The sequence below is a fragment of the Paenibacillus dokdonensis genome (genome assembly GCF_004916975.1).
In the GTDB taxonomy this organism is placed as follows: Bacteria; Bacillota; Bacilli; order Paenibacillales; family Paenibacillaceae; genus Paenibacillus_AQ; species Paenibacillus_AQ dokdonensis.
This window is the reverse complement of record NZ_STGQ01000003.1, coordinates 554366-568811: the sequence shown is the minus strand read 5'-3', so window position 1 is coordinate 568811 and position 14446 is coordinate 554366. Positions and strand designations below refer to the sequence as shown.

General features: G+C 49.0%; 11 protein-coding genes. 10 read left to right on the top strand and 1 reads right to left on the bottom strand.

The window, feature by feature from the left end; translation table 11 throughout:
• Positions 1-6 precede the first annotated feature (6 nt).
• From E6W40_RS26930 to E6W40_RS26900, 7 genes are all read left to right on the top strand, one after another.
• On the top strand, positions 7-891 hold the full coding sequence (locus E6W40_RS26930) for a carbohydrate ABC transporter permease (RefSeq protein ID WP_136608665.1): 885 nt from the start codon (positions 7-9) through the stop codon (positions 889-891).
• A 34-nt stretch (positions 892-925) separates the two neighbouring features.
• Positions 926-2401, top strand: a complete 1476-nt coding sequence (locus E6W40_RS26925; protein WP_136608664.1) for an extracellular solute-binding protein — start codon at positions 926-928, stop codon at positions 2399-2401.
• 75 nt (positions 2402-2476) lie between these two features.
• Positions 2477-3640: an ADP-ribosylglycohydrolase family protein gene (locus tag E6W40_RS26920; RefSeq protein WP_136608663.1), complete on the top strand. Its 1164-nt coding sequence runs from the start codon at positions 2477-2479 to the stop codon at positions 3638-3640.
• 17 nt (positions 3641-3657) lie between these two features.
• A complete protein-coding gene (locus E6W40_RS26915; protein ID WP_211147092.1) occupies positions 3658-5763 on the top strand; it encodes an ADP-ribosylglycohydrolase family protein in 2106 nt (701 codons plus the stop codon).
• Between the two features lie 30 nt (positions 5764-5793).
• Positions 5794-6684 carry a ribokinase gene (rbsK, locus tag E6W40_RS26910; protein ID WP_136608662.1) on the top strand — a complete coding sequence of 297 codons (891 nt, stop codon included), beginning with the start codon at positions 5794-5796 and terminating at the stop codon, positions 6682-6684.
• A 244-nt stretch (positions 6685-6928) separates the two neighbouring features.
• A complete protein-coding gene (locus E6W40_RS26905; protein WP_136608661.1) occupies positions 6929-7300 on the top strand; it encodes a hypothetical protein in 372 nt (123 codons plus the stop codon).
• Positions 7301-7486: 186 nt separating this feature from the next.
• A complete protein-coding gene (locus E6W40_RS26900) occupies positions 7487-8347 on the top strand; it encodes an EamA family transporter (protein WP_136608927.1) in 861 nt (286 codons plus the stop codon).
• 36 nt (positions 8348-8383) lie between these two features.
• On the opposite strand, the gene E6W40_RS26895 is transcribed toward E6W40_RS26900, so the two are convergent.
• Positions 8384-9343 (bottom strand): helix-turn-helix transcriptional regulator, encoded by a 960-nt coding sequence (locus E6W40_RS26895; protein ID WP_136608660.1) that lies wholly within the window; start codon positions 9341-9343, stop codon positions 8384-8386.
• Positions 9344-9516: 173 nt separating this feature from the next.
• Between E6W40_RS26895 and modA the strand changes: the two genes are divergently transcribed.
• From modA to E6W40_RS26880, 3 genes are all read left to right on the top strand, one after another.
• A complete protein-coding gene (modA, locus tag E6W40_RS26890; protein WP_136608659.1) occupies positions 9517-10395 on the top strand; it encodes a molybdate ABC transporter substrate-binding protein in 879 nt (292 codons plus the stop codon).
• 15 nt (positions 10396-10410) lie between these two features.
• A complete protein-coding gene (gene modB / locus E6W40_RS26885) occupies positions 10411-11103 on the top strand; it encodes a molybdate ABC transporter permease subunit (RefSeq protein WP_136608658.1) in 693 nt (230 codons plus the stop codon).
• A 369-nt stretch (positions 11104-11472) separates the two neighbouring features.
• On the top strand, positions 11473-14232 hold the full coding sequence (locus E6W40_RS26880; protein WP_136608657.1) for a fibronectin type III domain-containing protein: 2760 nt from the start codon (positions 11473-11475) through the stop codon (positions 14230-14232).
• Positions 14233-14446 lie beyond the last annotated feature (214 nt).

Genomic DNA, 14446 nt, shown 5'->3' with positions numbered 1-14446 from the left:
AATGAAATGGTAGGAAGAAAATTCACACTGCCGAAGCTGGCCATTGGCATTGCTTTAACCTTGTTAACGCTCATGATGTTTATCCCGGTTATCAATATATTTGCCAGAGCCTTTTCCAATCCGGACAAGTTGCATGAGCTGACAGGACTTGGCGTCATCCCTAAGGGCTTTTCTCTTATTAATTTTCAGGTGGTTCTGAGCAATCCGATCGTCGGACAGGCCATTGGAAATTCACTGTTTATCACGGTCGTTGGCACCTGCTTCAGCCTGTTTTTCACAACGATTACCGCCTATGTGCTCACACGTAAAAATCTGGTCGGCAAAACGCCGATTATGATTTTTCTGATTATTATCATGATTTTCGAGCCCGGTTACGTTCAGGAATATTTCGTGATGAAGGATCTGCACCTGCTCGACAGTCTGTGGTCCATGGTTATGTACCGGATGATCAACGTATTCTATCTCGTCATCATGATGCGGTTTATCGAGGATATTCCGGAATCACTGATGGAAGCCGCCCGGATTGATGGTGCAGGGCATATGCGGGTGTTTGTGAGAATTGTCTTGCCGTTGTCCCGTATACCGCTGCTCACCATCGGAATGTTCTATGCGATTGCCAAATGGAATGAATTTTTCAAATCGAGCATTTTTCTATCCAGTCCGAACAAGACGGTGCTGCAGGTGCTCCTCAGACAATTTGTCGTCGAGCGGGATACCTCAACCCTTGTGGGAATCTCGGATCTTCTGAAGAACAGCAGTATCGCCCAGCTTGACTTTAATTCATTGAAAGCGGCTACAATCGTGGTTGCCATGGTTCCGATTCTTATGCTGTACCCCATTATCCTGAAGTACTACACGAGCGGAGTAATGGAAGGCGGCGTCAAAGAATAATAGATAGGTCATTTAAAAGGGAGGCTTTAGCCTAATGAAAAAAATGTTGGTCATGGTCATTGCGGTGCTTATGATTCTCACGACGGCTTGCAGCTCGGGTGGAAAAGAGTCGGCACAGGACGCGAAAGGTACTCCTGATGCCTCTTCAGAAAAAGGAAATGAGGGTCCGGTTACTATCAGTATTGTTTATAAAGACATGGCTCCGGATGATCCATGGATTAAAGCGGTTGAGGACGGTATGAAGGCTGAAGGCAAAAATGTGAAGCTGGAATTCGTGCCTGTACAAAGCGGCACTTATTCTGAAAAGCTCGGTCTGCTGCTGCAGAGCGGCACAATTCCAGATCTGATTTACTTCCAGGGTGGCGACTACCAGTTTGCTGTGACCCAGAAGATTCTTGAGGATCTGACGCCGTATATTGAAAAATCGACCTATGTAAAAGCAGCAATGAACCCGTACAACCAGGAACGCACAGCAAATTATCCGTATTTGGTGTGGCTGTCTCCATCAACGACCAAGGTACCGGTCGTTCGCCAGGACTTTTTTGACAAAACGACTTCCGGGAAAACGCTTCTGGAAAACCCAAGCATTGAAAACTACTATAATTTCTTCAAAGAAGTGAAGGAAAAGAACGGCGCTAAATTTGCTTATACCGTACCTGGTGATCTGGACGAGCTGGACGCCGTGTTCGCGCAGGCGTTTGGGCTTACCTCAACCTGGCTCAAAGGTGAAGATGGCAAGTATGCATTTGGCAGAACAACGAAATTCGAAAAAGAAAAATTGGAATTCTATGCAAAGCTCTACAAAGAAGGATTGCTTGACCCGGAATTCCTGACGAAGAAATGGGATACGAAGGAAAAGGCTTTCTACGACGGCCAGGCAGCAGTTATTGCCGGAACACAGGGCAAGGTTATCGACATGTATAACAGCAAGTCTGTGTCCCAAAATGGAAAAACGGCAACCGTTATGCCGCTTCCGCCTGCAAAAGGCGTGGGTGAAGGATATCTGCCGATTGACGTAAGCAAGGAAAGCCGCGGCATCGCCATCTCCAGCGTATCCAAGAACAAGGATATGGCCTTCGCTGTGTTGGAATTCCTGGCCAGCCCGAAAGGACAAATGCTTGAGAAGCTGGGGATCGAAGGGGAGCATTACACCATTGAAAATGACAAAATCAAATTCACGGACAAATACGCCGAATGGTATGCACGCTTTGTAGACAACAATACCAACTTCAAGCCGGATAAGGAGTTTGACCCTACTACGCCGTTCCTTTCCGAAGCAGCTACGAAATCACTGGATATGGTAGCTTCCAAGTCCACCAAGGACAATACCTTCATTATTCCGGAGGATTTGCAGTCTAAATACGATGCCGCCATGGCGGTATACAAAGAGTTCGCGGCGAATGTCGTGACCGGAAAGACGCCAATCGACCAGTTTGACAAGTTTGTACAGGATTGGAATGCTGCCGGCGGCAGCGATTTGACCACCAAAGCGAATGAAGTCATCAAGTAAAAGGATGTGCATGGCGCGGGGTTCGCTAAAAGAGCGAACCCCCGCCGAGCTTCCTGTATAAGGAGTGAAAGCCAAGTGATTTCTTTTGCAGACCGCGTCAAAGGCGTCGTCTTCGGAACCGCATTCGGTGACGCAATGGGAGCGGTTGTCGAGAAGCTGACATACAACGATATTAAAGGGAAGTATGGAAGAGTGGAAACCACGCAGCTGAGGTGGTGGAAGTCGGAACTTCCGGAAACAGCGAGACTGGGACGCATGAGAGGCCAGGGGATTGTCACGGATGATACGCTCATGACGCTTGCGCTGATGAAGGTATACGACACAGAGCAGCGGCATTTGGATGCGTATGATCTGGCCAATGAATTTGTGAAGGAAATTGCCTTTCGCCCGCGCTATATTCCGGAGTTCGGCAAGGAAGCCCTCATTATGGACCGGCTATTCTATCCCGAAAAGCATATCTTCACCCGCCATGTGCTGGCAAACTGCGAGCCTCGTGAAGGCGGCTACGGCAATATGGTCAACTGCGGTGCAGCGATGTATATCGCGCCGGTAGGCATCGTCAATGCCTGCAATCCGAAGGCCGCATATGATGAAGCAATTTTGTTCGCATCCGGGCATCAGGTCAGCTATGGACTTGAAGCTGCAGGCGTTATGGCCTGCTGTGTAGCCAAGGCTTTTGAGCCGGGGGTAACGGTGGATAATATCGTGAACACGGCGCTACGATACGCAAAGGATGGTACGAAACGGGCGATTTCCGATATATGTGAAGCTGCCAAATTGCTTCGTCCCATAAAGAAGGACCGCGATGAGGTGGTCAGGTATTTTCATGAAATTATAGGTAAGAATTCTCCGATGGGAGATGACGTTAACCGCAGCATCGACAAGATTGGTGTGCCTTCGAACCACTATACGCCAAGCCGTTTGTTCTCCATTGAAGAGCTGCCTATGGCGCTGGCCTACATGGTATTACATGAGGGAGATTTGCTGGAAGCGGTAAAAGACGGAGTCAGCTCGGGAAGGGATACCGATTCCATCGGTGTTATGATTGGCGCCATTCTTGGGGCGATGCAGGGAATCCAGGCCATTCCGGCAGATGAGATTCAGGCGATTGAGGAAATTAACAAGCAGCAAATAGAAAAACAGTGCAGCATCTTTATGGCAACGGCTGCTGCCATCATTGGGCAGGATCTGGCTGAGCAGGAAGCACGCAGACAGCATATGAACACTATTCAACTATAGGTGGTGCAAAAATAATAATGATTCCTTCTAATTATGTAGAAAAAGTATATGCAGGCTATTTGGGCATGAATGTAGGCATACGTCTGGGAGCTCCGGTAGAGCCGACCCTTTGGACGTATGAGAGAATATATAAGACGTACGGCGAGATTAAGGATTATGTCAAACCCTTTAAGAATTTTGCAGCGGATGATGACGCCAATGGTCCTTATTATTTCCTGAGGGCGTTGTATGACGATGCCAAGGAACGGGATATCACCCCCAATGACGTTGCCCGCGCTTGGCTCAACTATGCCCGTGAAGGCGTCGGCATGTTCTGGTGGGGAGGATATGGCATTAGTACTGAGCATACCGTATATGTCAATCTGAAACGGGGCATACCCGCGCCACAGTGTGGCTCGATCGCACAGAACGGACAAATTGTTGCGGAGCAGATAGGAGGACAGATCTTTATCGATACATGGGGACTGATTACTCCGGGAAATCCGAAAAAGGCGGCTGATCTGGGTGAGGCGGCTGCCCGAGTTTCACATGATGGGGAAGGTGTGCTGGGAGCGCGGTTTTTCTGTGCGTCGATTTCCCAAGCTTTTGAAACCAGTGATATAGATGAGATCATTGCTGCAGGTCTAGCGCAAATTCCGGCAGAGTCTACATATTCGAAAGTGGCGCATGCCGTGCTGGAATTCCATAAGGAGCATCCGGATGATTTCCGCGCCTGCCGTGATATGCTGGAACGCGATTGGGGTTATGACAAATATACGGGCGTATGCCACATTATTCCGAACGCCGGCGTGTGTGTGCTTGCCATGATCTATGGACAGGGTGACTTCAATCGTACCGTTGAAATTGCTACGATGTGCAGCTGGGATACGGACTGCAATGCGGGGAATGTGGGGACGGTTCTCGGCGTAACATGCGGGCTGGACGGGATCGCGGACAGATACCGCGGTCCAATTAATGACTCGATTGTAATGTCTGGAATATCGGGTTACCTGAACATTCTCGATATCCCGACATATGCCAAAGAGCTCTCGATCCTCGGCTACCGTATAGCGAAACAGCCTTGTCCGCAGTGGCTGACAGACAGCTACAAGGAAGACGAAATTTACTTCGATTTTGAACTGCCTGGCTCAACACATAATATCCGGCTCTCGAATCCGTTCCTATGCCGCATGAAGCATTCCACAGAAATGGCTTATCAAGGGAAAGGATCGCTTGAAGTCGGCTTTGACAGGATGGTACGCGGAGAAAATTCCAAAGTATATTACAAACCCTTCTATACGAGAGATGAATTTAATGATGAACGTTACTCACCAACGTTTGCTCCTAAAGCGTATTCAGGACAAAAGGTCTCTATGCAAATTTACCTGGATCAATGGAACGGTAATGAAACCATGGGTATTGCTCCATATGTACGGCTGGCAACCAGCAAGAAGGAACTGGTACAAGGATATATCAAACTGGTCGACAAGGAATGGCTGCATGTCGAGTTTACGATTCCAGATTCCGGCGGCGAGCTGATCGACGAAGTCGGCATTGTGCTTGAATCTTATTCACCGGGCAAATTCAAGAGTATGGGCCGCATCTTTATTGATGAATTCCATATCACAGGTAAATCGGAATATTCCATTGATTTTGCCAAGCAGCAGATTAACTTTGGCTGTGTCACGCCATTCTCGCATAACCACGGAGCATGGTCACTGGATCACGATGCCATGTACCTTATGACGGCGGATCCGGCAGAGGCCTACACTGGGAACTACTTTGGCGAAGATTATTCAGTATCCGTCCGGATCAATCCGCAATACGGTTCATCTCACCTGGTCTCTGTCCGGGCGCAGGGCGCCATGCGCGGATATCATGCCGGCTTGGATGATGAAGGCGAAGTATCCTTGTACATCAACAATTTTGGATATAAAAAGCTGACAAGCAGCAAGTTTGCCTGGGAGCTGAATCACGAGTATGATGTGATGGTAACCGTGCAGGGCAGCAGCATTACGCTCTCGATCGATGGCGAAGAATTGCTTAAGCATACAGATGACACTTTTGCCTATGGCATGTATGGCGTCAGCACCCTGGGTGCGGCAAGAACGTATTTCCGCGATATTCGGTTGACAGAGCGATAACAACATCAATAATCTGAATCGAGGATATATATGAAAATCATTGTGATAGGCAGTGCAAATATGGATATGGTCATGGAAACCGGCCGTATTCCGCATCGAGGGGAAACCATACACGGGGAGAGATTCTTCCTCGCGTCCGGCGGTAAAGGAGCCAATCAGGCAGTAGCCTGTGCAAGAATGGGCGCGGATACTTGGCTTCTCGGGAAAGTGGGAAATGATCTTTTTGGCAAGTCGTTGGTTGACAGCCTGACGGGTTATGGCGTAAAGCCTGATTTTATCGCTGTAGAACCGGATACGACATCCGGGGTCGCCGTGATCACGGTCTGCGAAGGAGACAACGCCATTATTCTTGATAGCGGGGCCAATGCGAAGGTGACGCCGGCCTATATCCGGCAGTATGAGGAAGAGCTGCTGTCAGCCGATGCGGTGCTGCTGCAGCTGGAAATACCGCTGGATTCGGTCTATGAGGCGATCCGGCTGGTGAAGGGCAAGGTTTCTGTATTTTTGAATCCGGCCCCAGCGGTTGCAATCGATGAGGATATCCTGCAGGGAGTGGACTATTTCATGCCGAATGAGCATGAATGTGCACTCTATACAGGTCATGAAATTCGCGGCATTGCGGATGCATTAGCTGCGCTTGATCTGCTGCGGGCAAAAGGAATCTGCTACCCGTTAATTACTCTTGGGGACAAAGGAGTCGTTTACTACGACGGAAGCACCAATGTCCATAAAGAGGGACGAAAGGTGAATGCCGTGGATACGACGGCCGCTGGCGACACGTTCGCAGGCACGCTGGCAGCCATGATCTGCTCCGGCAAGACCATGGGCGAAGCCGTCGATCTGGCACAGCAGGCAGCATCCATTACGGTTACACGCTCGGGAGCGCAGCATTCGATTCCTTCACTTAGCGAGCTGATATAGGATGAACTAAAAAAAATATAAGACAAATAACGGGTCGCGATAGAAGGACATCCCTTCAATCACGGTTCGTTTTTTTCAGTTACATAACATTTCACAGCGGTCGTAAGAACACTCGGCTTCGCAGCGCCCAAGCAATGTATCCATTCAAAAGTTCATTTTAGCTGAAAATGAAAAAGGAATATTTTTATTTATGTAGAATAATTTTACATAGTGCAAAAAAGTACAATGTGCGGGGGGAGCCGTTATGAAGCGCTACAATAAGTACTATTATAAGGCTTGCGAATCGTATATGAGCTTGAGTACGGAAGATATTATTACAAGGCAGCTCCGGAGCGAAAATATCATTCAAACGAATGAAATCCTGATTAAATTTGGAGGCATATTGTTCTTTGGAGCTCTTTTCTGGACTGTGCAATTAGCTCTTGGGCTCGCGCTTTTCCTCACTTCATGGAGTTTGTATGTCATCATTTCCTATATCGTCTTGTTATGGATTTGCAGCCGGAACATAAGGCGCCGCCGGGCATATAGTGATGCCGCCGAGATCATGCTCCAGTTTCAGAATGAAGAAGATCGCCTGAGATATTTCGATGAAAAACTGAGACCGCAATTTGAATGATTGGCGTATGAATAAAGCCGTCCGGAACCGCCTGCAAGAGCGGGATGACGGATTTTTTTGAAATTGTAAGGGGAATTCCTTGCAGTCAGTACGGAAGATACGGTAACTTTGGATACATATGCATGGCTTTCGAATAGAATCCGTTGGTTATAGGGTATGTCAGAAACAAAGAAAGGGGGAGACGTGATGTGGATTGCCTATGCATTCGGCTCTGCGCTTTTCGCCGGCATTACGTCGATACTGGCCAAAATCGGGATTCGGAATGTGGACTCCAATCTGGCTACTGCGCTTCGAACCTGGGTGGTGCTATTTTTCTCGTGGTTGATGGTTTTTATTGTCGGGTCGCAGGACACCGTAACGGATATTAGCGGGAAGAGCCTGCTGTTTCTTGTATTATCCGGTCTGACGACAGGAGCCTCATGGATCTGCTACTTCCGGGCTCTTCAGCTGGGGAACGTCAACAAGGTCGTGCCGGTGGACAAATCAAGCAACGTGCTGACCATGATTCTGGCGTTTATTTTTCTTAGCGAAAAGATTACATGGATCATGGTTGCAGGCATGGTCATTATCGCTATCGGTACATATATGATGATCCAGAAAAGCAAGTCAGAGACTGCCGAACATAAGAGCTGGCTGATATATGCCTGTCTGTCGGCGGTCTTCGCTGCGATGACTTCGATTTTGGGGAAAATCGGCATTGAAAACGTCGAATCCAACCTCGGTACGGCGATCCGGACGATTGTCGTGTTAATCATGGCATGGCTGATTGTTTTTATGCAGAAAAAGCAGAGAAAGATGAAGCATATCGACCGGAAAAGCTGGCTGTATATTGCCTTATCGGGACTTGCCACCGGACTCTCATGGCTATGCTTTTATAAGGCACTTCAGGATGGACCAGCTAGTGTTGTGGTGCCGATCGACAAGCTGAGTGTGCTGGTTACGGTGTTGTTCGCTTTGGTGTTCCTTAAAGAGAAGCTGTCGCTCAAGTCGACGATTGGCCTGCTGTTGTTAACCGTCGGCACGCTGGCTTTGCTGCTGAAATTCTAACGTAAAAGACCGCCCGGGGGCGGTCTTTTTTGATGATCAGGTTTCGTACAAAATCTCTCCTGTGCGGGAAAGGTCGTACCCGGCAATGGCCTGCAGCTCCTTACGGAAGTCATCCGAGCGCAGAATAATCAGTAAGGACTGAATCCATGCCATATTGTCCGCGGTTTTCAGCATCACCAGGTCGTAGCGCTCTTCGATCAGCGGGATAAAATCCACCTGACCGACGATGGCTGCGGCCTTTTCAATACCGACACCCACATCAGCTTCACCGGAAGCCACTTTAGCGGCTACCCCGATATGATTCGTTTGCTCCAGTTCGTATCCGGCCAACGTCTGTGGTTTGATGCCATGCAGACGAAGCTGCTCGTCCAGAAGAACGCGGGCCCCGGAGCCCTTTTCGCGGTTCATAAAGCGCAGGCCAGGGCGGCTCAGATCCGTCCAGCTTTCCAGTCCATGCGGGTTGCCCTTCTGGACATAAAGTCCGGCATTTCTGGATAGCAAATTGACAACCATATACGATGAACCGACCAGAAGCTTGCGGATGTACGGGATGTTATATTCGCCGGTATCGCCGTCCAGCAGATGGGTACTGACGATATCCGACTCGCCGCGGTACATGGAAATCAGACTGTCGAGGCTGCCAACATACTCGCGCAGCGGCCGGATGCCGGAGATGCCTTTTTCCATATATTTAACCAGAATATCGAGGCTGATATCCTGCCCTGTGATGACGATCGGTCGTATTCCGTTTACAGCTGGCGCGGCATAGTGAGTTGGGGAGTGATCCCCAGACGATGCAGATACAGTCTGAGGAGCCGTCTTAACGCCTTTGGCTCTCTGTTTGTATGCTTCGAAGTCCGACGCATCGATCCGCATTTGCTTGCCGACCCGGTACGAAGGCAGCTCGCCCTTTTTGATCAGGTCATAGACTGTAAGCTTGGATATTTTGAGCATTTTGGCGATCTCTTCGGTTGTGTATGATATATCGCTGGACATTGGAATCCTCCTCATTCAAAAACAATCCGCTCTCTAGGTTTTCATTGATCCTTATTGTAACATAATTGATTGTGAAAGTTTTTTGAACTGGTTTACAATCCAAATACGAACTAGGTATAATTTATATTGTTTATATCTATTTATATCTAAATATAACTTTGGGGGAAGTATTAATGTTTATTAAACGTAGAAACAATATGGTTTTGTATGCTCTGGTTGTTATGATGTTAATATTCGCTGCCGGCTGCGGAAACAGTTCGGAATCGAAAACGGATAGCAATGCGAGTAATGCAAGTAATGCGAGTAATGCGGCTGCAGGTACAGAGACGAAAGCTCCAAGTTCCGAACCGGAAGAGCTGGTGAATTTGACGATCTCGGCTGCCGCAAGCATGACCGATGCGCTGAATGAAATTGAGAAATCTTATGAAGCCGCCCATCCAAACATTGAATTGAGCTTTAATTTCGGCGGATCCGGTGCGCTGCAAAAGCAAATCGAGCAGGGAGCTCCGGCGGATCTGTTCCTGTCGGCTGCAACCAAGAACATGAAAGCGCTGGTTGAGCAGAACCTGATTGAAGAAGGCAAAGAGAAAACGCTCCTGAAAAATGAGCTGGTCGCCGTTGTACCTGCGGATACCAAGGCTGCGGTTGCAGGTATCGAAGACTTAAGCAAAGCAGACGTGAAAAAAGTAGCGATTGGTATTCCGGAAAGCGTACCTGCGGGTAATTATGCCAAAGAGGCGTTGACCAATTCAAAGCTGTGGGAGCCGCTCCAATCCAAAATGGTTCAAGCCAAAGACGTACGTCAGGTACTTCAGTATGTGGAGACAGCAAATGCTGATGCCGGATTCGTATATAAAACGGATGCGCTGACTTCGTCGAAGGTGAAAATTGCGTTTGCCGTGGACCCTGCTTCTTATTCGGCTGTGGAATATCCGATCGGAATCGTAAAAGCGACGAAGCATGCCAAAGAAGCGGAAGACTTTTACAACTATTTGCAATCTCAAGCATCACTCGATGTATTCACTAAATACGGATTTACCGTTCCCGAGTAAAAGGATGTGTCTTTCATGAACTGGCATGATTTCTGGTCACCCATCAGGCTATCACTCCAGATCGCGCTGCTATCCAGCGTGGTCGTTCTTATCCTCGGCGTAGCCGCGGCCTGGTGGATGTCCAAACGAAAGTTCAAAGGGAAAGTCATGCTGGAAACCGTGCTGATACTGCCGCTCGTGCTGCCGCCAACCGTCGTCGGCTTCTTGCTCCTTATTATTTTGGGACGGAAGAGCTGGGTCGGACAGGCCATCGAATGGTTGTTTAACGCCCCGGTTATTTTTTCCTGGTGGGCTGCCGTGATTGCCGCCGTGGTCGTGTCTTTTCCGCTCGTTTATCAGACGATGAAGAATGGCTTTGCCTCCATAGATCCGGAGCTTGAGAACGCCGCACGTTCCAGTGGGGCGAATGAGTGGAAGGTATTCAGGTATATTACGCTTCCGCTTAACTTTCACTCGCTCGGTACGGCCTTTATCCTGGGCTTCGCAAGGGGATTGGGTGAATTCGGAGCGACGCTGATGATCGCGGGAAATATACCCGGCAAAACTCAAACGATCCCGACGGCCATATACGTTGCAGTGGATGCGGGCAATACGACCATGGCATGGGCGTGGACATGTGCGATCATTATCATTTCATTTCTGATGCTCCTGCTTACCGGAAACAGATATCCGGGGGTAGAAGCACAAGCTGCGGTGAGAAAGAAATAATCTAATTTTTTCAATGGCTTATTATTCAACACATAGAAAAGAGCGAGGGGCTGCGGCCTTTCGTTCTTTTTTATGTTCTCAATTGGTAAAAGTTCCACATGACTTCGCGCTATTTGCGTGTCGTCAATTGATGGCTGGGTACATGTCCCTAGTCAAAAAGCACCTTCAATTTTTTGGAATAAAATTTTATAGTATATATTAATGATTGTAGCAAAATTTCAATTCGGGGTAAGCTGGCTATCCGTTTGATCCAAAGGAGGCAGCTTTGTTCTTTCCTGAAAGGGCTTTCTCCAGAAGCCAAGCACTTAATTTTAATTCATTCCCAGCGATAGGGAATGAGCTAATGCGGATAGGGAGGTAATCGAAGAAATGTTAAGGAACAAGGGAAAACGGATGTATTCATCTTTTTTAAGCGGGGTCATGATTCTGTCTTTGATGCTGCCGGCCCAGCAGGTGATGGCGGACCAAGGAGGGGGCGGATCAGCAAGCCTAGATGCTAAGAGTAGCCAGGCCCCTGTCATTTTGGAGGACTTCGAGAATGGTCTTGATAAGTATTTGCCGTCAGCAGGTGCCCAGTTCAACAAGGTCAATCTGAGCATCGAAAAGGATCAGGAACGGGTGCGTTTCGGAAGCGGTTCACTGAAGCTGGCATACGACTTTACGGGGACGACGGGCACCTCGGGTGCCTACTTGCAAACCACCGGAGAAGCACAGAATATTAAGGTTCCCGGCTATCCGGAAAAGATCAGTATGTGGGTATACGGCGATGGCAAAAAGCACTGGCTGCGTATGCAGCTGCTGGATGCGAAGGGGGCTGTACCGCTGAATTTCGTTGATGAGCATGTCGGGGTCGATTGGGTGGGATGGAAATACCTGGAGGTCGATGTGCCAAAGGGACGCACGCTGCCGTTCTCCATTGACATGCCGGTACGGTACATGGAAACCTCAGGTGATAAGAAGGATGCAGGTGCTATTTATGTGGATCAGATCCGCGCATTGTATGGCCCGAATGAAGATGATACGGAGCCGCCGGTGCTGAGCCAGCTTACACCAGCTGCAGGTGTTCCGGTTGCAAGCAGCCAGCCGGTGATTTCGGTGCATGCCGAGGATGCCGGATATGATCGGGTGAAGCATCCGAAGGATACACAGATTGAACCGGATTCGATCCGGATGAGCGTTGACGGCAAGCAGGTTCAGCATACACTGACTGCCGCAGAAGGGCTGATCCGTTATCAGCCGGAAGGCCCGCTTGCGGATGGGCTGCATAGGGTAAAGGTGTCGGTCCGCGATGCTGCCGGTAACCAGACGGTTCGGAGCTGGTCGTTTAAAGTAGCTGCGGGTGCACCTAAGTTTACATATGAAGCCCCTGACGTAACATACGCAGGCAATACCTATTCGCTTGATATCAAGGGAGTGAAGACAGGAGAAATCTCCGGAGGGAGAATGGATTTTGTTTTCGATCCTTCAAAAGTGGAAAATCTGCGACTTGTGAAGGGAAGTATGCTTGATCCGTCGGTAATTGAGGCTGAAGTGGATCAGACCCAAGGGACGGTTGCTGTAACGTTGAACCATCTGAATAGATCCGGCTTGACGGATGCGGATCTGATCGGGCAGATTCTGTATGATGTGAAGAAGGACGCAGTCGGCACAAACGAAATCCAGCTGAACTCTGGAAGCATTGCCCTCGTTGAGGGCGAAACCAGTCTAAGCTTCTCCGGTCATACACTGCCTTCCAGTATTCAGACAGGCTTGTCTCTAAATTGGGATGAGAATGGAAATGTGCAGGGCTATGATACGGTGCTGGAAGTCAAGAATGTGGCTGGAAATCCGGTGCGAGATGCACAAGTAATTGCGGACGGACAAGCCATTGGTACGACGGATGACGAAGGCAAGCTGAAGACTGCCGAATTGACCCCAGTGGTGAAAGGCATCAAGCTGCAGGCGGCGAAAGAGGAAAAATACTTCAGCCCAGTCATGGATTTCAAAGTGTCTCCTCTATCCGGAACGCCGGAGCCATACAGTATTAATGTCAGCATGGGCGCCGATCCGGCGGTATCCAGAGGGTTTACATGGCAGACGGACCCCGGGACGGAAGGTACAGTTGTGAAAGTCGCGAAGCAGTCCGGCTTTAGCAGCTTTGATCAGAAGGATTTACTCAACGTGGAAGGCACAAGCGAGCTGTTCCAGACGCTGGATATCGGAACCGTGAGAGTGCATAAAGCTTCCGTGACGGGTCTCGAGCCAGGCACCACTTATGTCTATCAGGTAGGTGACGGCAAGGGGCACTACAGTTCGCAAGGAAGCTTCCAGACAGCACCTGCATCAGGCGACCGCACAAGCTTCGTGTATTTTGCGGATTCCCAGGCGAAGGATGAGGCAGGTTTTAAGCTGTGGGGCGATATCGTCAAGCAAGCCTTCAAGGATACGCTGGATGCCGAATTCATGATTCAGGCCGGGGATATGGTCGAAAAGGGCTTCAATGAGCAGGAGTGGAAATGGTGGTTCAGCGAGGCGCAGGAGGCGCTGCTGAACACGACCCTGATCGCTGCCATCGGTAACCATGAAGTCATGGGTACAACCCAAAGCAATGATTTCCTTGAGCATTTTAATCAGCCGGGAAATGGACTATCGAGTTTGAAGGGAAGCAGTTTCTCGTTTGATTACAAGAATATTCACTTTATGGTACTGAACAGTGAGTATCAGTATGAAGAGCAGCAGCAGTGGCTCGAGCGCGATCTGGCTTCAACGAACCAGAAATGGAAAATTGCAATCTTTCACCGTGGTCCATACGGCAGTATATATGATACAGAGGAAGTCAGAAACCTGTGGGCTCCAGTGCTGGAAAAGAATAAGGTCGATCTGGTGCTGAACGGGCATGATCATATCTATCTCCGCACCCATTCGATGATGGATAACCAGGTTGTGAAGGAAGGCGAAGGAACGACATACGTGGTGGCAGGCACATCCGGTCCGAAGTTCTATCCGCTCACGAAAAAGTACTGGCAGCTTGTAACGGACGAAGACAAGACGCAAATGTACGCTGCGGTGGAAATTGAGGGAGACCAGCTGAAATTCGTGACCCGAACCGTCGGGGGACGTGTTGTGGATAAGTTCACGCTGACCAAATAATTAGAGATTGCCGGAAATCTGAAAACAAAGTTAAAGAATAGCTATCTAGCAATAGAACAGTGAAAAAGCCCGGCTTAGTGCATTTTGCACGCGGCCAGGCTTTTTGCTGTTTTACATGATCCTCCCGATCCGGTGATTCTTTCATGTTCTAAACTCAAGATTCCGTATAAAATGGTGATATAATCCAGTAAGATAGAGAGGTTTAGCAGCTCTG